The 19,015-nt window shown below is 58.2% G+C and carries 15 protein-coding genes; 10 read left to right on the top strand and 5 right to left on the bottom strand.

Annotated elements, in window-relative coordinates:
• The first annotated feature begins 75 nt into the window (after positions 1-75).
• From CRO62_RS14625 to CRO62_RS14610, 4 genes are all read left to right on the top strand, one after another.
• Positions 76-660 carry an NnrU family protein gene (locus tag CRO62_RS14625; RefSeq protein WP_097100705.1) on the top strand — a complete coding sequence of 195 codons (585 nt, stop codon included), beginning with the start codon at positions 76-78 and terminating at the stop codon, positions 658-660.
• 154 nt (positions 661-814) lie between these two features.
• On the top strand, positions 815-1,486 hold the full coding sequence (locus CRO62_RS14620; RefSeq protein WP_097100704.1) for a tetratricopeptide repeat protein: 672 nt from the start codon (positions 815-817) through the stop codon (positions 1,484-1,486).
• 33 nt (positions 1,487-1,519) lie between these two features.
• Positions 1,520-2,950, top strand: a complete 1,431-nt coding sequence (gene der, locus CRO62_RS14615) for a ribosome biogenesis GTPase Der (RefSeq protein ID WP_097100703.1) — start codon at positions 1,520-1,522, stop codon at positions 2,948-2,950.
• 207 nt (positions 2,951-3,157) lie between these two features.
• Positions 3,158-3,766: a DUF2026 family protein gene (locus CRO62_RS14610; RefSeq protein WP_097100702.1), complete on the top strand. Its 609-nt coding sequence runs from the start codon at positions 3,158-3,160 to the stop codon at positions 3,764-3,766.
• A 190-nt stretch (positions 3,767-3,956) separates the two neighbouring features.
• Here the strand turns inward: CRO62_RS14610 and CRO62_RS14605 are convergent, their stop codons facing one another.
• Entirely contained in the window at positions 3,957-5,006 is a 1,050-nt protein-coding gene (locus tag CRO62_RS14605) for a bifunctional monoglucosyl/glucuronosyl diacylglycerol synthase (protein WP_097100701.1), read from the bottom strand.
• Between the two features lie 209 nt (positions 5,007-5,215).
• Complete coding sequence (locus CRO62_RS14600) at positions 5,216-6,136, bottom strand: sugar kinase (RefSeq protein WP_179784642.1); 921 nt, start codon at positions 6,134-6,136, stop codon at positions 5,216-5,218.
• Between the two features lie 155 nt (positions 6,137-6,291).
• Here CRO62_RS14600 and CRO62_RS14595 point away from each other — a divergent pair, with 155 nt between their 5' ends.
• The 3 genes from CRO62_RS14595 (at position 6,292) to CRO62_RS14585 (ending at position 9,345) form a co-directional block, all read left to right on the top strand.
• Positions 6,292-7,956, top strand: coding sequence for an alpha-glucosidase family protein (locus CRO62_RS14595; RefSeq protein WP_097100700.1), 1,665 nt, complete (start codon positions 6,292-6,294; stop codon positions 7,954-7,956).
• Positions 7,953-8,408 carry an aminoglycoside 6'-N-acetyltransferase gene (gene aac(6') / locus CRO62_RS14590; protein ID WP_097100699.1) on the top strand — a complete coding sequence of 152 codons (456 nt, stop codon included), beginning with the start codon at positions 7,953-7,955 and terminating at the stop codon, positions 8,406-8,408. Before CRO62_RS14595 ends, aac(6') begins: the two co-directional genes overlap by 4 nt.
• Before the next feature lie 538 nt (positions 8,409-8,946).
• Complete coding sequence (locus CRO62_RS14585; protein ID WP_081308838.1) at positions 8,947-9,345, top strand: hypothetical protein; 399 nt, start codon at positions 8,947-8,949, stop codon at positions 9,343-9,345.
• Positions 9,346-9,414: 69 nt separating this feature from the next.
• On the opposite strand, the gene ade is transcribed toward CRO62_RS14585, so the two are convergent.
• Positions 9,415-11,109 carry an adenine deaminase gene (gene ade / locus CRO62_RS14580; protein WP_097100698.1) on the bottom strand — a complete coding sequence of 565 codons (1,695 nt, stop codon included), beginning with the start codon at positions 11,107-11,109 and terminating at the stop codon, positions 9,415-9,417.
• 276 nt (positions 11,110-11,385) lie between these two features.
• On the opposite strand from ade, the gene CRO62_RS14575 reads away from it, so the two are divergent.
• Positions 11,386-12,330: an HD-GYP domain-containing protein gene (locus CRO62_RS14575; RefSeq protein ID WP_097100697.1), complete on the top strand. Its 945-nt coding sequence runs from the start codon at positions 11,386-11,388 to the stop codon at positions 12,328-12,330.
• A gap of 76 nt (positions 12,331-12,406) precedes the next feature.
• Here the strand turns inward: CRO62_RS14575 and CRO62_RS14570 are convergent, their stop codons facing one another.
• Positions 12,407-14,596, bottom strand: a complete 2,190-nt coding sequence (locus tag CRO62_RS14570) for an anthranilate synthase (RefSeq protein ID WP_097100696.1) — start codon at positions 14,594-14,596, stop codon at positions 12,407-12,409.
• 282 nt (positions 14,597-14,878) lie between these two features.
• Here CRO62_RS14570 and CRO62_RS14565 point away from each other — a divergent pair, with 282 nt between their 5' ends.
• Positions 14,879-15,775 carry an extensin family protein gene (locus tag CRO62_RS14565; protein ID WP_097100695.1) on the top strand — a complete coding sequence of 299 codons (897 nt, stop codon included), beginning with the start codon at positions 14,879-14,881 and terminating at the stop codon, positions 15,773-15,775.
• Between the two features lie 56 nt (positions 15,776-15,831).
• Here CRO62_RS14565 and CRO62_RS14560 read toward each other — a convergent pair whose 3' ends face one another.
• Positions 15,832-18,072 carry a TonB-dependent hemoglobin/transferrin/lactoferrin family receptor gene (locus CRO62_RS14560; RefSeq protein ID WP_097100694.1) on the bottom strand — a complete coding sequence of 747 codons (2,241 nt, stop codon included), beginning with the start codon at positions 18,070-18,072 and terminating at the stop codon, positions 15,832-15,834.
• 358 nt (positions 18,073-18,430) lie between these two features.
• Between CRO62_RS14560 and CRO62_RS14555 the strand changes: the two genes are divergently transcribed.
• Positions 18,431-18,952: a TIGR00645 family protein gene (locus CRO62_RS14555; protein ID WP_013636634.1), complete on the top strand. Its 522-nt coding sequence runs from the start codon at positions 18,431-18,433 to the stop codon at positions 18,950-18,952.
• Positions 18,953-19,015: the final 63 nt, after the last annotated feature.

Here is a 19,015-nt window from a genome sequence, read left to right as displayed (position 1 = left end):
ACGTCTTTCAGCCTAATTCCTTTTCTGCGTCGCGGTAATGAGGCCGCATTCCGTTCCACCGGGGGACCGTGTTCCATGCTTTTTCTCGTACTCTGTCTTGCCTTGTTTTTCCTGACGCATCTTTTGAAGGTGTTTGCGCCGCGATTTCGCGCGCAGATGATCGCGAAGATGGGAGAAGGACCGTTCAAGGGCGCCTATTCTCTCGCAAGCCTCGTAACGCTCGGTCTCGTCATCTATGCGTTTGGCGAGGCGCGACAGGAAACCGGCGTTCTGTGGAACCCGCCGGTCTGGACGAGCCACCTCGCCGTGACCCTGATGCTGCCCGCGATGATCTGTCTTATCGCCAGCCTCATCCCGGCTGGCCACATCGCAACCAGAACCAAACATCCGCTCATTCTGGCGGTCAAGATCTGGGCGCTCGCCCATCTTCTGGCGAATGGAGAGACCTCTTCGATCCTTCTCTTTGCATCGTTCCTCGCCTGGGGTGTGGTGATGCGGATTTCGCTGAAGCGCCGGGAAAGAGCGGGTGAAAAAGTGGTCCGTCCCTTCGTCTCGGGCCGTTACGATCTGGTGGCCATCGTCGGCGGCATCGTTCTCTGGGGCGCTTTCATCCTGAAACTGCACGAATGGTTGATCGGCGTTCAGCCTATCGCCATGTAGGAAATCAACGTTTCCCCCTTACATATCAGGCAAAATAGGCTAGAAGGCCGACCATGACCCGTCGGCCGGACTTTTGCTGACCCGGGTAAGCGGCTTGGTATGTCTGCGAACGGATGGATCGGCGACGATCTCCGCGCGGGTAACGGAGAATTTGATGGCAAACGAAAATGATACCTTTATCCGCGAAGTGAACGAGCAGATCCGTTCCGAGCAGCTTTCCCGTTTCTGGGGCCGCTACGGTATCGTGGTCGTTGGCGCCGCCGTTCTCGTGGTTGTGGGCGCCGCCGGTGCCGGCATCTATGAATACTGGAACACCAGCCGCGCTTCCAATTCCGGCGACCAGTTCATTGCGGCGCTGAAGCTTGCTTCCGACAACAAGACGGACGAAGCGCTGAAGGCCTTTGCCGATCTTGAAACCTCCGGTCATGGCAATTATCCGGTGCTGGCGAAGTTCCGTTCTGCGACGCTGCTTTCGCAGAAGGGCGATGCGGCCGGCGCCATCGCTGCCTTCACCGCGATCGGCAACGACACGTCTGCCCCGCAGGTCTTCCGCGATACGGCGAAGGTGCGCGCGGCGTGGCTGCTGGTTGACAACGGTACGTATGATCAGGTCGTTGCACTTGCGGAGCCGTTGAGCGGCGAAGGCCAGACCATGCGTGCATCGGCTCGCGAAGCCCTTGGTCTTGCCGCCTACAAGGCTGACGATTTCACCAAGGCCAAACAATGGTTCGAGCAGATCGTCAGCGACGCGCAGGCGCCACGCAATGTGACGAACCGCGCGCAGATCATGCTCGACAATATCACTGCTTCGGGCAAAGCTGTCTAACACGGCTTTCCCACCTCCAAGGATTAACGATCAATGAGCTTCACCGTCGCCATAGTCGGGCGCCCCAATGTCGGCAAGTCCACGCTTTTCAACCGTCTGGTCGGAAAGAAGCTGGCGCTTGTGGACGATACGCCGGGCGTGACCCGTGACCGCCGCCCCGGCGACGCGAAGCTTGTTGACCTTCGTTTCACCATCATCGATACCGCCGGTCTGGAGCAATCCGGGCCGGAGACGCTTCAGGGCCGCATGTGGGCGCAGACGGAAGCGGCGATCGACGAAGCCGATGTGACGCTTTTTGTCGTTGACGCCAAGGCAGGCCTGACGCCCGCCGATGAAACGCTGGCCGAAATGCTGCGCCGTCGCGGCAAGCCGGTGGTTCTGGTGGCCAACAAGTCCGAGGCGCGCGGTTCCGATGCGGGCTTCTACGATGCCTTTACGCTCGGTCTTGGCGACCCGTGCGCTATCTCGGCCGAACATGGCCAGGGCATGATCGACCTGCGCGACGCCATCGTCGAGGCGATCGGCGAAGACGTTGCCTTCCCGCCTGAAGTGGATGAGGCGGAGACCGATATCGTTCTTTCGCGCACTGAGCCCGGCAGCGAGGAAGAGGAAGAAGAAGAGCCTGTTTATGATGAGACCAAGCCGCTGCGTGTCGCCATCATCGGCCGACCGAATGCGGGCAAGTCCACCCTCATCAATCGTTTCCTTGGTGAAGACCGTCTGCTGACCGGCCCGGAAGCGGGCATTACCCGCGACAGTATTTCTGTCGAGTGGGACTGGCGCGGCCGCACCATCAAGATGTTCGACACGGCCGGCATGCGCCGGAAGGCAAGGGTGACGGAGAAGCTGGAGAAGCTTTCGGTCGCGGATTCCCTGCGCTCCATTCGTTTCGCCGAAACGGTGGTGATCGTGTTCGACAGCACCATTCCGTTCGAAAAGCAGGACCTGCAGCTGGTCGATCTCGTTATCCGCGAAGGCCGCGCCGCCGTGCTCGCCTTCAACAAATGGGATCTGGTTGAAGATCCGCAGGCGTTTCTGGCCGATCTGCGTGAAAAGACCGAGCGGCTTCTGCCGCAGGCCCGCGGCATCCGCGCCGTGCCGATGTCCGGCCAGACGGGCTATGGCCTTGACCGGTTGATGCAGAACATCATCGACACCGACAAGATCTGGAACCGCCGCATCTCGACCGCCAAGCTGAACCGCTGGCTGGATTCGCAGACGACGCAGCATCCGCCGCCGGCCGTTTCCGGCCGCCGCCTCAAGCTGAAATACATGACGCAGGTAAAGGCCCGTCCGCCGGCTTTCATGATCTCCTGCACACGGCCGGAAGCCATTCCGGAGAGCTATACGCGGTATCTGGTGAACGGCCTTCGCAAGGATTTTGACATGCCGGGCGTGCCGATCCGCGTGCATTATCGTGGCTCCGATAATCCGTTCGAGAGCAAGGCGAAGAAGAGGCGGTAATCGGCTGCTGAAGACCTCTCCTCCGTTATTCTCGGGCTTGTCCCGAGAATCTGCAAACTTTCGATTTTGCGACACGGGAGGTAGATCCTCGGGACAAGCCCGAGGATGACGCCGCGTGGGGCAGAGGTCTCACCAACATCGAGATTGACCGTGAACCGGTCGCTCCCGTTGCCTTCCGATAATCATAAAACCGGCGAGTAAAAAACCATGTTGATCAAGCAGACGGACTATCACCGGATTTACCGCGTCATCAACAGCCTGCTCATCAACGACAATGCCGACCCGGCTACGGCCTGCATGTATTTCAGCACCTTCGGCGCCTTCATCCTTCAGCAGCATTACAAGGTGAAAGCTGTGCCGAAGGGCGGGCTTGCCGCTTACAATCTGGGTGGAACGGTCATGCTTTTTGCGGACCATCGTGACGATGGTTATGTGACGGGCGCTGGCGATAATTTCCATTGCTGGGTTGAAGCGGACGGATGGACTATCGATTTCATGGCGCCCGCTTTTTCGCAGAGCGCGCGCGAACTTTCCGTGCCCCCGAAGATGTTTCAGCGTCCGCTATCGGCCATGGCGGCTTCCATCAACGATCTCGATCATTCTGGCGATTTCTTCTACCGCTCCGAGCCGGAAGCCACCGCGCGGCGTTTTGCCGACTGGCACAAACAGGCGATGATCGGCGATCTGGCGAGCGTCGCCGCAAACTGGTTCCGCAAGTCGCCGAAACAGATGTCCCCGTCGCTTTCGGTCACGGAGCGGAACGGCAAGGCGCGGACGGTGCCGCTTTCCGGCCAGGCGCTCGTCGGCGCGTGGTGATCTGAGACGGGATAAGTCGTTGTGAAATTAGGACGGCCAGCGTGATCTCGCGGCAGCCGCCTGACGTCAATCAGCAGCCCGACCCCGTTCTAAAGATAACGGCGGTCGCGTCCAGATCGTCTTGTGACACTCCTGCTTTGTTTCGTCCACCGTTCCCCGATAAAATGTCGGGGATCAATGTGTCTCCACGTCAGGCAAGTCGTGAGCGGGACAAAAGCGGCAGGGATTTTCCGGCGGCGTGAATGACGTTGTCGAGGAATTGCCGCGATGCCTTTTCCCAGCTGTAGCTTTTGGAAAGCGCCAGGGCCTCCTGCGACGAACAATGGAGCGCTGCAAGACACGCGTCGCGAAGATTGTCATTCAGCGCGCCTGCCCCGGGATTGCCGCCGAGAATGTCGATCGGCCCGGTAACAGGGAAGGCGGCCACCGGCACACCGCTCGCCAGCGCTTCGAGAATGGTGTTGCCGAATGTGTCGGTCTTGGACGGGAAAACGAAGACATCGGCCTGCGCATAGGCGGCCGCGAGTTCTTCCCCGGTCTTGATGCCGGTAAACAGCACGTCCCGATATTTTTCCTGCAATTCATGGCGGGCCGGGCCATCGCCGATCACGACCTTCGATCCGGGCAGCTCGAGGTCGAGAAATTCAGGCAGGTTCTTTTCCACCGCCACGCGCCCGACCGTCATGAAGATCGGCCTCGGCAGATCGAATGGCAGCGACGTTTTCGGACGTGGATGGAACAGTTCGGCATCGATGCCGCGGCTCCAGCGCTTCAGGTTGCGAACCCCGCGGGCCTCAAGCTCGGTCTCGAGACTTGGCGTCGCCACCATGCAGGTGTTGCCGCCGTTGTGAAACCAGCGAACGAAAGCGTAAAGCCAGCTTTCCGGGATGGGGAAGCGCGCCGCAACATATTCGGGAAAGCGGGTGTGATAGCTGGTGGAAAAACGCATCCTGTTCTTCACGCACCAGCGCCGCGCCATGAAACCCAGCGGACCCTCGGTGGCGATGTGCACGAAGGAGGGCTGGCTTTTTTCAATCTCCGCGGCGACACGGCGATAGCCGGCGACCGACAGGCGGATTTCCGGATAGGTCGGGCAGGGGATGCTGTAGAAACTCTGCGGCGTCACCATGTGCACATCCACGCCCAGCCGCGCGAGTTCCGTATTGGTGTTTTCGATGGAACGAACCACGCCGTTGACCTGCGGGTGCCAGGCATCTGTGACAATCGTGATTCTCGTCATGAAACACCGATCCTGCTCGACTGCGCGCGGGCGATTCCCCACCACCCGGCTTCAGCCCGTATATGCGGCGTGCGTGTTACAGGATCATGTCAGGGCGGATGAGGGTAGAGAAGTGTCCTCTACACACAAGCTTGCTCTTGTCCGCAATGCGCGCTCCTGGTCATCCCTGTGACAAGCACAGGGATGAGGGAAGCCGGTTCCGTCTGGCATCATCCGACCAGCGGAAGAAGCTCGGGGCTGATCAGCGCGCCGTGATGGCCGATGACGGTTGCCGCTGCCCGTGCGGCAAAGACGGCGGCGTCATGCGGCGAACTGCCGGTTACATATCTGGCGAGAAACGCGCCGTTGAAACTGTCGCCTGCACTTGTCGTATCCACCACATCCACGGCCTCTACGGCCGAAGCGTGGCTGCGTGCGCCGCTGAAATCGAGTGTCGCACCCTTTGCGCCATCCTTGACGACGATGTTGGCGACGCCGAGCGCACGGTAACGCTCGATTGTGGCCTCGACGGATGTGTCGCCGAAATGGCTGGCTTCGTCATCGAAACTTGGCATTACCAGCGTTGCGGCGCGCGCGCCGTTGGTAATCGTCTCCAGCATGGTGTCCTTGTCGGACCAGAGGCGCGGTCGGATGTTCGGGTCGAAGACCACGGGCTTGCCCGCTGCCTTGGCGCGGCGCAGTTCCGCAAGGAAAGTATCGACATCGTGCGGCGAGGCGAGAATGGCGAGCGTGATGCCGGAAAAATAGATGACGTCGGCGCTTTCCACCGTCTTGCGCAGGTGGTCCGCATCGGCTGCGAGCTGCCTTGCTGCGGCGGCGTTGCGCCAATAGCTGAAGGTGCGCTCACCATCCTTGAGGTTGATGAGGTAAAGGCCGGGTGTGCCGCCCTTGATGCGGCGGATTTTTTCCGTGCCGATACCGGCATCTGCAATGAAGGCCAGCATGTCCTGCGAAAGAGGATCGTCGCCGAGTGCCGTGAAATAATCGACGGACCAGTCTTCTGGCAGGCAGGCACGTGCATACCATGCCGTATTGAAGGTATCACCAGCAAAACCCTTGCGCAGCAGCCCGTTTCCGGCCTGCGACAGTTCCACCATGCATTCGCCAATCGACAGAAACCGTCCGCCCACGCCGTCATCCTCCACTTGCTTTACCTTCGGGATTACGACGACAGGCGGTGCCTGACAAGCCCGCTTCGAGGTGATTTTGGGCATTTGCGAAGTTCCGGTTTACGCAGGGACAGCTGCTTTATATTCTCGGACCAACCCTCATCAGGAGATCGCTCATGCCGACAACCCATGCCCCGGTCCACAAATCCCAAGCGCAATCGGACTGGTGGAAGGGGGCGGTGATCTATCAGGTATATCCGCGATCCTTTCAGGACACGAGCGGCGACGGTTACGGCGATCTTGCCGGGGTGACGAAGCGGCTGTCCTACATCGCCTCGCTCGGCGTCGATGCCATCTGGCTCTCGCCATTCTTCACCTCCCCCATGGCGGATATGGGTTATGACGTATCCGATTATTGCAATGTCGATCCGATGTTCGGCACGCTTGCCGATTTCGATGCATTGATGGCCGAGGCGCACCGGCTGGGGCTGAAAGTCATCATCGACCAGGTGATTTCGCATACATCCGATAAGCACCCCTGGTTCGTGGACAGCCGTGCAAGTCGCATCAACAGCAAGGCGGACTGGTATGTCTGGGCCAATCCCAAGCCGGATGGCACGGCGCCCACCAACTGGCTTTCCGTGTTCGGCGGGCCGGCGTGGGAATGGGATGGCGTGCGCAAGCAATATTACATGCACAGCTTTCTCGCCTCGCAGCCGGATCTCAATTTTCACAATCCGGATGTTCAGGATGCGCTTCTGGAAACCGTACGGTTCTGGCTTGATCGCGGCGTGGACGGTTTTCGTCTCGATACCGTCAATCACTATTTCCACGACAAGCTGTTGCGCGACAACCCGCCGCTTTTTGACGACGAAAGCTTTGGCCTCGATGCGTCCGACGTCAATCCTTACGGCATGCAGGATCATCTCTACGACAAGACGCGGCCGGAAAACGTGGCCTTCCTCCAGCGCTTCCGCGCGCTTCTCGATGAATATGAGGGCCGCGCCACCGTGGGTGAGGTGGGGGACGGCGCACGCTCACTGAAGACGGTCGCGGCCTACACATCCGGCAATGACAAGCTCAACATGTGCTATACCTTCGATCTCCTTGGCCCAGATTTCAGCGCAAAACACCTGCGCGGTTCGGTCGAGACCTTCGGCAAGGTGGTGACGGATGGCTGGGTGTGCTGGGCTTTTTCCAACCACGATGTGGTGCGCCATCTCAGCCGGTTTTCCGAGGGCTCCGAGGAGCAGACGCGGGTTGCGAAGCTCGCCATCTGCGTTCTCGCCAGCCTGCGCGGCTCGATATGTCTGTATCAGGGTGAGGAGCTGGGCCTGACCGAGGCCGAACTTGCCTTCGAGGATTTGCGTGACCCCTACGGCATTCGCTTCTGGCCCGCTTTCAAGGGGCGTGACGGGTGCCGCACGCCGATGGTGTGGGAAACCGGCAAGCCGAATGCTGGTTTTTCAAGCGCTGAAAAGCCGTGGCTGCCGGTGCCCTATGCCCACGCCATGCAGGCGGCGGATGCGCAGGAGCGCAAGTCGGACTCGGTTCTGAACCACTACCGCGCGGTCTTGTCCTTCCGCAAAACCCATGGAGCATTGCGCGACGGTGATATGGACTTCATCAAGACCAATCTCGATGTACTGGCCTTCACGCGCCACAAGGGTGACGAAAAACTGCTGTTCGTTTTTAACCTGACCCGTGAGGCGGTGGAATTTCCTGTCCCGAAAGGTATGGAGGTCACGGATATCCTGCCCATGCCGGGTTTTGAGCCGCTGTTCGACGCCGGGATCGTGAAGCTTGAGGGGTTGGACGTGTTTTGCGGGGTCGTCGCTTGAGCCTGCAATTTTCCATCAGGGACGCCGCAGCATCTCTGGATGACTGGTCCCTTTTGCGCCATCGTTTATGGCCCGATGCCTCCGTTGCCGAACACAGGGCGGAACTGCAGAACCTCTCCGACAACGAGGCCGGATTCATTGCCTATGATCTGGTCGGAATGGCCATCGGTTTTGCCGACGTCAGCCTCCGGCGGGATTATGTCAACGGATGCGATACCTCGCCCGTCGCGTTTCTCGAAGGCGTTTATGTGGAAGAGGAATTCCGCGGTCAGGGCGTTGCCGCTGCATTGATCGCCGAGGTCACCCGCTGGGCGATCAACATGGGCGTGAGCGAGCTTGCCTCCGATACCGATATTGCCAATGTCGATTCACACCGCATGCATGCGGCGCTGGGGTTTGAGGAGACCGAACGGGTGGTTTATTTCCGTAAGTTGCTGCCGTCGGGTTCATGACTTGCCGATGCTGTGAGTCAGCCGATTTAGCAATCCGTCCGTTTCGCCTTGTCTGAACCGGCATTTTCATGCGGACGTCGCTCGGCTCCTCTATGCTCATTCCGGGAACTTGCGCCGGGTTGGACTTGATGACGCGATGCAAATCGCCCATAGGCGATAGTGCTTATTTTCATAATACTTTATGTATTAATTTACTGAAAAATATGAAAATTTGAATTAGTTGATGTAATTTATCATTTTTAATCTAAGAAAAAGCGAAATATTCGGTTCATTATTTATGTATTGCTTATGAATTGGGCGAGCCTTGCGCAAGTTTGGATTATTATTGACTGAATAATTGTATGTTTTCGGATAATAACTATAAAGAGAAGTAGGGATTGTCATGTCCGTTTCGATCAAGAATTCGAGTCAGCTTACACCCGCTAATTCCGCATCCTCACGTACCAGGGCTCAGACCGCCCCCGCGACATCCATCAGAAGCGTTTTCGCTTCTGGACAATCGTCAGTCCCCGCATCCACAACGAATGCAACGCCAAAAATGTCGTCAATCGAATATCTCGCGTCATCAGGCTTTATGCGAAATCTGAAGGTCAAGCTTTCGACGGCGGGGGACGACCCGGCGCAATATCTGCGTTCCCAATCGATGATGAGCGCTCTTGCGGGCGGGCGCTTGCAGATCTCGGACCCCACGCAGGGCAAATCGATCAGCGCATGGGATCCGAGTCAGAAAAATGCCAGGTCGACAACCGCCACGGATATCGCCAAGACCAACTGGGCGGATTTCCTGAACTCGCAGCTCAAACGTAACGAAAGCGGCGTTCTTTCCAAGGATGCAAGTGGCAGCTATGTCGACAAGACAACGGGCAACCACGCCTATTTTGGCAGGGTCGCGGGCAAATATTATTACGTGACCTGGCCTGCAGAAACGAAAACCTGAGACGGCTCGCGCCGTCTCAGAAACGCGGCATAAGCAGATTACGTTGTTTCCGGCCGATAAACTCCATCGTCAGATCAGTACAAACCGATCCACATCCACCATGCCCATGTCGGAAATCTTCAGGTGCGGGATGACGGGTAGCGGCAGGAAAGCCACCTGCAGGAAGGGCTCCTCGAGCGTTGTGCCGAGCGCATAGGCTGCCTTTCGCAGGGTGTGGAGCGTGTCTCGCACCGTTTCGTAAGGTTCGAGGCTCATCAACCCGGCCACCGGGAGCGCAATCTCGCCCGTCACCTTGCCGTCTTCGACCACCACGAAACCGCCCTTGATTTCGCCGAGCCGGTTGGCGGCCAGCGCCATGTCGTCCTCGTTCACACCGACAACGCAGATATTGTGGCTGTCATGACCGACAGTGGACGCGATGGCGCCTTTCTTCAGCCCGAAGCCCTGCACGAAGCCGTTGGCGTGGTTGCCGTTCTTGCCATGGCGCTCGATGACGGCGACCTTGATGATGTCGTTTGCGAGATCGACAGTCGTCTGGTTGCCGTCCGTCGGCAGCGTGTAGCGGCGATGTTCGGTGATGATCTTGCCGGGGAGCACGCCCATCACCGGGGTCTCGCCTTGTGCGACCGGCACGCCGAAATGGGCGGCGAGCACGGGTCTTGCCTTGACGCTGTCAAGACCGACGGGCGCGACCGGCTTGCGGGTGGCAAACAGCGCGTCATCGACGATACGGCCGCCGGAGAAGACCATGCCGGCCTTGCAGTTCTGCAAGGTGTCGATCACCACGAGGTCGGCACGCCAGCCCGGTGCGATAAGACCGCGATCGCGCAGGCCGAAGGCCTTTGCGGCGGAAATCGATGCGGCGCGGTAGATGGCGAGCGGTTCCACGCCGTTGGCGATTGCCGTGCGGATCATATAATCGAGATGACCCTGTTCGGCGATATCGAGCGGGTTGCGGTCATCGGTGCAAAGCGCAAGATAAGGCGACAGACGCTCGGTGATAACAGGCATCAGGGCGTGCAGGTCTTTTGAAACCGAGCCTTCGCGCACCAGAATATGCATGCCCTTGCGGATTTTTTCCAGAGCCTCGGCAGCACTGGTGCACTCATGTTCGGTGCGGATGCCGGCTGCCAGATATCCGTTCAGCGCCGTTCCCGACAGAAGCGGCGCGTGTCCGTCGATATGCTGTCCCTGAAAGGCTTCGAGTTTTGCCATGCATACCGGGTCTTTGTGGATGACACCCGGAAAATTCATGAATTCAGCAAGGCCGATAACCTTCGGATGATCACGGAACGGCAGCAGTTTTTCGATCGGCAGATCGGCGCCCGAGGTTTCCAGATGGGTTGCGGGCACGCAGGACGAGAGCTGCACGCGGATATCCATGATGGTTTCCATGGAACTGTCCAGGAAGAAGCGAAGCCCCTCCGCGCCCAGAACATTGGCGATCTCATGCGGGTCGCAGATGGCGGTGGTAACGCCGTAGGGCAGAACGCAGCGGTCGAATTCGTGCGGCGTGACCAGCGATGATTCGATGTGGAGATGGGTATCGATGAAACCTGGAACGACGATTTTCCCGGAAATGTCGATTTCCCGGTGACCCTTGTAGCTTTCGCAAGTTCCAACGATGGTATCGCCGCAGATGGCGATGTCGGAGGCAACAAGTTCTCCAGTTACGAGGTCGAAGAATCGTCCGCCCTTGAGAACTATATCTGCCGGTTCACGGCCCGTACCCTGATCGATGCGCGTTTCAAGTTTCGAATTCATGCGGCTTTTCTTCGGCTCCTGGTTTATGTCGTTCGCGAGAATTTTCAGTATTTACATTCTTAGGTTGTTTCTTGGCTTAATCGAATTGATTCTTTGCGTTTTAAATATATCCAGAGTAAAAAATTTTCATATTCGTGCTATCTTATGTTTAAGTTCCAAAATTGAACAATGTTAGGAATGCGTAACTTACCCTTGCAGGGATACCGGTTGGTTCCGGTGTTTTCAGCAATTGCCAGCGGAGGTTACCATCCCCGGGAAGGAAAATAAAAGCGTCTGATGCTCAAACGAATTTCTACCCAGCAATTGACGGTTGGCATGTTTATCGAAGCGGTCGAGGGAGCGCTTTCGAACAGCGAATTTTTGCAGCGATATCGATTTCTTCTGCGGCACGAAGAGTTGATGCGTCAATTGAAATTGAGCGGCGCTGAAAGCATCATCATCAATACGGCCAAGGGAAACGATATCGAGGGCAGGCCGCGCTCTGGAACCGTCCCGCCGCGATTAAATAGTGGCCCCGAAACCATGGCTGCCGTCACCCATGCCGTGCGCTACGCCGCCGATGCCATTGCCGAGACATTTGCCGTTGCCGAAGCCGGTGGCTGCGTGTCCCTGAAGGGCATGACAGCGGCGGCCGGCGAGATTTCCGATGCGGTCCAGTCGAACCCGGCGATTTTTATCGGCGTTACCCGGTTGAAGTCGAAGGACGAGACGACCTTTGTGCATTCGGTTTCCGTCAGCGGATTGATGATCCATTTTGGCAATTATCTCGGGCTGGACAAGGAAACGGTCGATCTGCTCGGCATCAGCGGCCTGCTGCACGATATCGGCAAGGTGGAAATTCCTTCATCGATCCTCAACAAGGCGGAAGGGTTAAGCGCCACCGAGCGGGAAATCATCAATCTTCATCCAACGTTCGGCCGGGATATCTTGTCGCGCAACGAGCAGATGCCAGCCATGGTTCTGGATGTCTGCTTCAATCATCACGAGCGCATTGATGGCGGCGGTTATCCCAGCGGCTGCGCCGGAAACGAGATCAGTCTTCACGCGCGCATTGCGGCGATCTGCGATGTCTATGACGCCGTAACCTCGGTTCGGCCCTACAAGAAGCCATGGACGGCAAACGAAGCGCTGACGTGGATGTTGCGCCGGGAAGGCCACTTCGACATGCAACTTTTGAAGAAATTCGCGCTGTGCATTTCCACATCGCTGCCGCGTAGCTAGGTAGCAGGCGATCTCGAAGTCGCGCTGTTTGAGGCTCGCCCGGCGGCGCCGAAGTGACGCCGCCGATGCAGGATGTTTACGCTGCCTTGGTTTTCGCCTTGCGGGTCAGATACACCACGACGTTCTCGATCATGCGCATGCCGGCATCCTGGCCGAGAGTCATGATCGATTCCGGGTGGAACTGAACGGCGGCTACCGGTTCCTTGGCGTGTTCGATGCCCATGATCGTGCCGTCTTCACTTTCCGCCGTGATGATGAAATCACGCGGAAGGGTGGAAGGGTCGGCGAAGATCGAGTGGTAGCGACCGACGGTCACTTCCTTGCCGAGACCGGAGAAGACCAGGCCTGGCTCCAGCACGCGGATGCGTGAGGGCTTGCCGTGCATTGGTACCGCAAGTTGGCGAAGTTCGCCGCCATAGGCTTCTGCCAGCGCCTGAAGACCGAGGCACACGCCGAAGATCGGCAGCTCGCGGGCGCGGGCGGCTTTGATCGTTGCCTTGCAGTCGAAATCCGTCGGGCTGCCCGGTCCGGGCGAAAGCACGACGAGATCGGGCTGGAAGCGGTCGAAGACCTCCGCTGCGACCGGCGTTCTGACGGTGGAAACCGTGGCGCCCGTCTGGCGGAAATAATTCGCCAGCGTGTGCACGAAACTGTCTTCGTGATCGACCAGCAGGATCTTGACGCCGGTGCCCACCTTGGCGGCATCGCGCTTGGCGGCGGCCGAGTTTGTGGCTTTTGCATCGCGAATGGCCGCGATCATGGCGGATGCCTTCAGTTCGGTTTCGGCTTCTTCTTCCTGCGGATTGGAATCATTGAGAAGCGTCGCACCGGCGCGGACTTCCGCGATGCCGTCCTTGATACGGATGGTGCGCAGCGTAAGCCCGGTATTCATGTCGCCGTTGAAACCGACCATGCCGATTGCGCCGCCATACCAGGCGCGCGGGCTCTTTTCATGGCTTTCAATGAAGCGCATGGCCCACAGCTTCGGTGCGCCGGTGACGGTGACTGCCCAGGCGTGGCTGAGGAAGCCATCGAAGGCATCCATGTCGTCGCGCAGACGGCCCTCGATGTGGTCGACCGTGTGGATGAGGCGCGAATACATCTCGATCTGGCGGCGGCCGATGACCTTCACCGAACCCGGCTCGCAGACGCGGCTCTTGTCGTTGCGGTCCACATCCGAGCACATTGTCAGTTCGGATTCGTCCTTCTTCGAATTGAGCAGCTTCAGGATCTGCTCGCTGTCGGCAATCGGGTCGTCGCCACGCTTGATGGTGCCTGAAATCGGGCAGGTCTCAATGCGACGGCCGGAGACGCGCACGAACATTTCCGGCGAAGCACCGACCAGATATTCCTGATGACCGAGATTGATGAAGAAGGAGTAGGGCGAAGGGTTGATCGCCTTCAGGCGGCGGGAGATCGCCGAGGGATTGCTTTCGCAGCGCTCCATGAACTTCTGGCCGGGAACGACCTCGAACAGATCACCGCGTCGGAAGCTTTCCTTGGCCTTCACCACCAGCTCGGAATATTCGCCTGGACGGTGATCGCCCTTGGGCGGGATCGTATCGGTGGTCTTGAAGGGATCGGGTGCGATCTCTGAGGACTTGCCGTCCGTCGTTACACCGTCCTTCTCGAAATCGTAACGGTCGATCCAGGCCTTGGCGGAATAATGGTCCACGACGAGAATTTCGTCGGGCAGATACAGCACCATGTCGCGCTGGTCTTCCGGGCGCGCGAGCGAAAGCTTGATCGCGTCGAACTGGAAAGCGAGATCGTAACCGAAGGCGCCGAACAGGCCGATGGCCGAATCCGCATTCGAATAGAACAGGTCGACGATGGCGCGTAGCGCCGTGAAGACGGTCGGGATTTTCGAGCGTTCTTCTTCGGTAAAGACGCGGTCCGGCTCGTTGACCATGAGGTCGAGACGGCGGACGGAGGATGCGCCCAGCGTAAGATCGGGCGTCGCCTTCAGCTTTTCGGTGATGAAGTCGAGCAGCACTTCGCCGCGGCCGTTATAGGCTTCAATCCACATCTGGCGACCGAAGCAGGAAATGCCGAGCGGCGGATCGATGATGGCCGTATCCCAGCGCGTGTAGCGGCCCGGATATTCGTAGTTGGACGAGAAAACCGCGCCGCGATGGGCATCGAGCTTTTCGATGTAGTTGTCGATGGCGCTGGCATATTCGGCGGCGCGACGCTTTCGGCTGACCTTGATGCCGCCTTTCGTCTCGTAGGTTTCCGCTCCGTCATCCTGAATGATCGTTACCATTTCTTTCGCACTTCCCGTTTTTCAGGCCCGATGACAGGCGGCAGAATAACAAAAAAGCCGCCTGAAAATTCGGGCGGCTTGGACTTTGTCTGAAGACATGACTGGTCAAGGCCGCGTAAAGCTGCTCCACCACCAGTTAGCAATGTTCATAGACACGATGTTCATGGGAAAATTGTTAGCCTGCACAATTCGCCTTGGCAAGCGGATTCCGGCGACGGAATGAACCTTACCGGCGCGAGTTGCGTTCCTGTCCTGCCGAAACAGTCAGGAGTGCCCCGGAAAATGCTTCATCGCCTGTGTCTTCTGATGACGAGTCTCGCCCTTATTTCCGCTTCCGAACCGCCGCCACAGGTGCCGGTGCCACAGCCGAAGCCTGGCGAACAGCAAGCACCTGCCACGACGGAAAAGCCGGCCGATAAGGGCGCGCAAACGCCCGAAGACACACCGAAACCGACCCCCAAGCCGCAACCGCCTGAAGAAGGAAAATCCGGCGCGGAAGTGAAGGGTGCCGATGACAAGAAGAAAGACGACAAGGGGCAAAACGGCGCTGAGACGGTAGCTCCTGATGGCGAAGCCACGAAACCCGAGGAAAAACCGCCGGAGCCTGTGAAGCCGGAAGACCCGGCAGAGCTTCAGGCCTGTCTTGGCGCATTGAAGGAAATCGGCGCGGAATTCAAAGAGCTCGAGCCGATCCGCGACGAAGAGCAGGGGTGCGGTATCGAAGCGCCGATCGAGCTTTCCGTGGTGCTGCCGGGCATCAAGCTTGAACCATCTGGCACCATGCGCTGCGAAACCGCGCTTGCGCTATCGCGCTGGACAAAGGAGATGATGCTGCCGGCTGTGGCTCTCGCCCTGCCGGAAAAAAAGGTAACGGCGATTGCCAATGCCTCGACCTATATTTGCCGCAACCGCAACAGCGCCGAAACCGGCAAGATTTCGGAACATGCCAAGGGCAATGCTGTCGATATTTCCACCATCGCCTTTGACAAGGGCGATCCGCTGGTGATGAAGCCGCGCGGCGAGGATGGAACCGTGGAAGGTGCGTTCCAGCGGACGATTACAGCCGCCGCCTGCCTGTTCTTCCGCACCGTTCTTTCCCCCGGCAGTGACGCGACCCATCAGGATCACCTGCATCTCGACGTGCTGGAGCGAAAGGGAGGTTATCTCTACTGCCGCTGATAAAAAAGGGGGCGACCCGAAGGCCGCCCCGACTGGAGATGATGTTCCGACCGGGTTTAGAATTTCTGGGTCAGAGAGATTTTGAAGGTGCGGCCCGCTTCCGTATAGAAGTCGACAGGCTGGTTGACGGTGCTGACGGCATTGGGGTTGACGTCACGAACGCCGACGGCGTTCCAGTATTGCTTGTCGAACAGGTTGTAGACGCCGGCCTGAATACGCAGGCCCTTGGTCTGTTCCGGTTCCCACCAGCCAGTCAGGTTGAAGATGCCGTAACCGGGTGCGTCGTAGGTTGTGGCCACCTTGTCATCACGCATATGCGAGGAGAATATGCCGGTGAATTCCGTGCCCCATGTCTCCTGTGCGTAGCCGACGCCGAGGACGGACTTGAACGGCGCCACCGTGCGGATGAATTCGTTGCTGTCTGTGTCTTTGCCATAAGCATAAGCAAGCGACGCATGGGCGAAGAAGCCGTTTGCGAGTTCCTTGCGGACCTTGGCTTCCACGCCGGAGATTTCAACATTGTTGCGGTTGCGATAGGTGAAGAGCGATCCGTTGCCCCTGCCGCCGAAGCCGGGGAACAGCGTTGTCGAGGTCGTGTATTGCTCGATGAAGTTCTTGTACTTGTTGTGGAACAGCGTCAGGCTCCCCGTCAGATCGCCGGATGCGTAATTGGCGCCGATTTCAAAGCCGTTGCTGGTTTCGGGGTTGAGCGCGGAGTTGCCGACCACGGCATAACCCGAGCTGATATTTGAGAAGTTCAGATAAAGCTCGTTGATGGTCGGAGCGCGATAGGCCATCGACCATTGCGCAAAGAGCTGCAATTCCGGCGTCACGTCGTATGTGGCGAGCAGCTTCGGTGAGAAGCGCGAACCGCTATTGCCGCTTGGCAGGCCGAAGGTGTTGTAACCGCTGTTGCTGGATACCGAGCCATCCGGATCGTAATCGTAGGAATCGAAGCGCAGGCCGGGGGTCAGACGGAAACCGTTTCCAAACGCGATTTCGTCATCGAGATAGAGGCCAAGGCTCTTGCCGCTCACGTCAGGCATGTCCGACTGTGATGATGAGGTCACTCCGCCTGTGTTGGCATAAAGCGCCTGGCTGAAATCGGTTGTCATGGCGTTGCCGCCGAAGCGCACGGTGTGCTGCACGCCGCCGAGTTCGAAGCCGGATTCAAGGCCGCCGACGATGCCGAAAGCGCTGTTGCGCATGCTGTCTTCGCGGATATAGAGCGAGTTGTTGGTCAGCCGGTCGCCAGCGCCGGATTCCTTGGAGAGGCGCGTCCAGTAGAGCGACAGATTGGCTGCATCGATCAGGCTGTCTGTCGACGGCGCTTCATATTCGTAATCAAGCGATACGCGGTCGCGCTCCGTATCCTCGTAGCCGCTGTAGTCGCCAATACGGTAAGTCGATCCCGATACGCTGACGCCTTGCAGGGTTCGCATGTCGCTGCGATCTCTCAATGAATAACGCTCGGCCGTAAGCCCGATGCGGTGGCCGCCTTCCAGATCCTGGCGGATCTTGAACATCAGGTTGCTTTCGTAGGTATCGGCCGGGTTGGGCTTGGTGCGGCGGGTTCCGTAGACATCGGCGAAGCCCTTATTGTCCGTTTCGTTGCCGCGCTTGTAGGAGCCCTGGAACAGAACCGAGGTGTTTTCGATCTTCTTTGCAACGGCGAGCGATCCGCCGACGCTTCTGTCCTCGCTGTCATAGGTGGTCTTGGCGACACCGCCCCAGTCCTTGCCTTCACCGATCAGGTCTTCCGGCTCAAGCGTGCGCAGAACGAGTGCGCCGCCAAGAGCGCCGGAACCGATGCGGCTGGAATCGGCGCCGCGTACAACGTCAACCGTGGAAAGCGATGAAAAATCAAAGCTCGAACTGGTATCACTCAGGGTCGTCGTGGCCTGTCCCTGACGGGCGAAATTGTTGAAGTAGGGAACGGGAATATTGTCGATCAGGGTCACCACGCGCGCGCCACCGAGACCGCGAATGAACAGGCCGCCGGGCCTGCCGGGCTTGGCATCCACATAATCGACACCCGGCTCGGTGGAGTTTCCGAGGTCCTTGATGCTGCCGATGTCTTTCTTCCTGATGTCTTCCGCGGTCGTCTGGCTTGCAAGCGGTGTGTCGGCGGCTGCATTCGCGCTTTTGACGCGCTTGCCCTTGACCACGATCTTCTCCAGCGTGGTGGTGTCGTTCGTCTGCGAAGCGGCATCCTGCGATTGCGCAGGTCCGGCAAAGGGCAGAAGAGACATGGCAGTGCACAAAAGCAGCGCCGAATGTGTGCGCGAGATGGACATTAAATACCCCCGGATAGGCGCGCGCAGAAGCTATGGCGCGCAAAAACGCGCCGCGCTTGCTGTCGCGGCTGAAACTGTTTTGATTTGTTACGGGCAAGCCGATAGCTGAGGACTAAAAAACATGATCATAACTGTCAACATATTATATATGACTTTTATCATCATGTTTTAAAGCATAACGGTGCGTGGCAAAAATGTGACGCCCCGTGAGACTGCATCCAGACCGGTGGAGAGGCCCGAAAACGCCCGGTTCCGGCCAAAGTCCCGACATTGACGCTTGCTAGGATATTCGTAGCCAGTTTAGATGGCGGAAGAATGCATGCTCTAACAATATACAAAAAAGTAATCGGATACGGAAATGAAGTCACTTGAACTGCTCGTCGAGCGGATCATTCTCTCCAGCCGCTGGCTGCTCGTCGTGTTTTATCTCGGGCTCGTCGCGGCGCTGGCGGTTTATGCATTTTCCTTCGTGCTGAAGTTCCTGAAGGTCGCCAAAAACGTTTTCACTTACGACGAATCGGACATGATCCTCGCCATGCTCGGGCTGATCGATGCGGCACTGGTGGCGAGCCTTATCGTCATGGTGATGATCTCCGGCTACGAGAATTTCGTCAGCCGTTTCGATGAGGCGGATGACGAGGTTTCGTTTCTGGGCAAGCTTGATGCCGGCAGCCTGAAAATCAAGGTCGCATCGTCGATTGTGGCGATTTCGTCGATTCATTTGCTGCAGATATTCCTCAACGCCAGTCAGTATACGGATAGCCAGCTGATGTGGTTCACCATCATCCATCTCGCCTTTGTCGTCTCGGCGGTCATGCTCGGTTTCCTGGAGAAACTGATGGCCAAGCCGAAGGATAAACCCGAAAAACCGGCACTTTAGTCAAGGTGGTCCGCCCGATATGAAGGTTGCAACACTGTTTGCCCATGCCGCCTGGCCGTCGCT

Source organism: Rhizobium sp. AN6A (assembly GCF_900215635.1).
GTDB lineage: Bacteria > Pseudomonadota > Alphaproteobacteria > Rhizobiales > Rhizobiaceae > Agrobacterium > Agrobacterium tumefaciens.
Note: the sequence above shows the minus strand (reverse complement) of the source record. Positions and strands in the feature narration are given on the sequence as shown.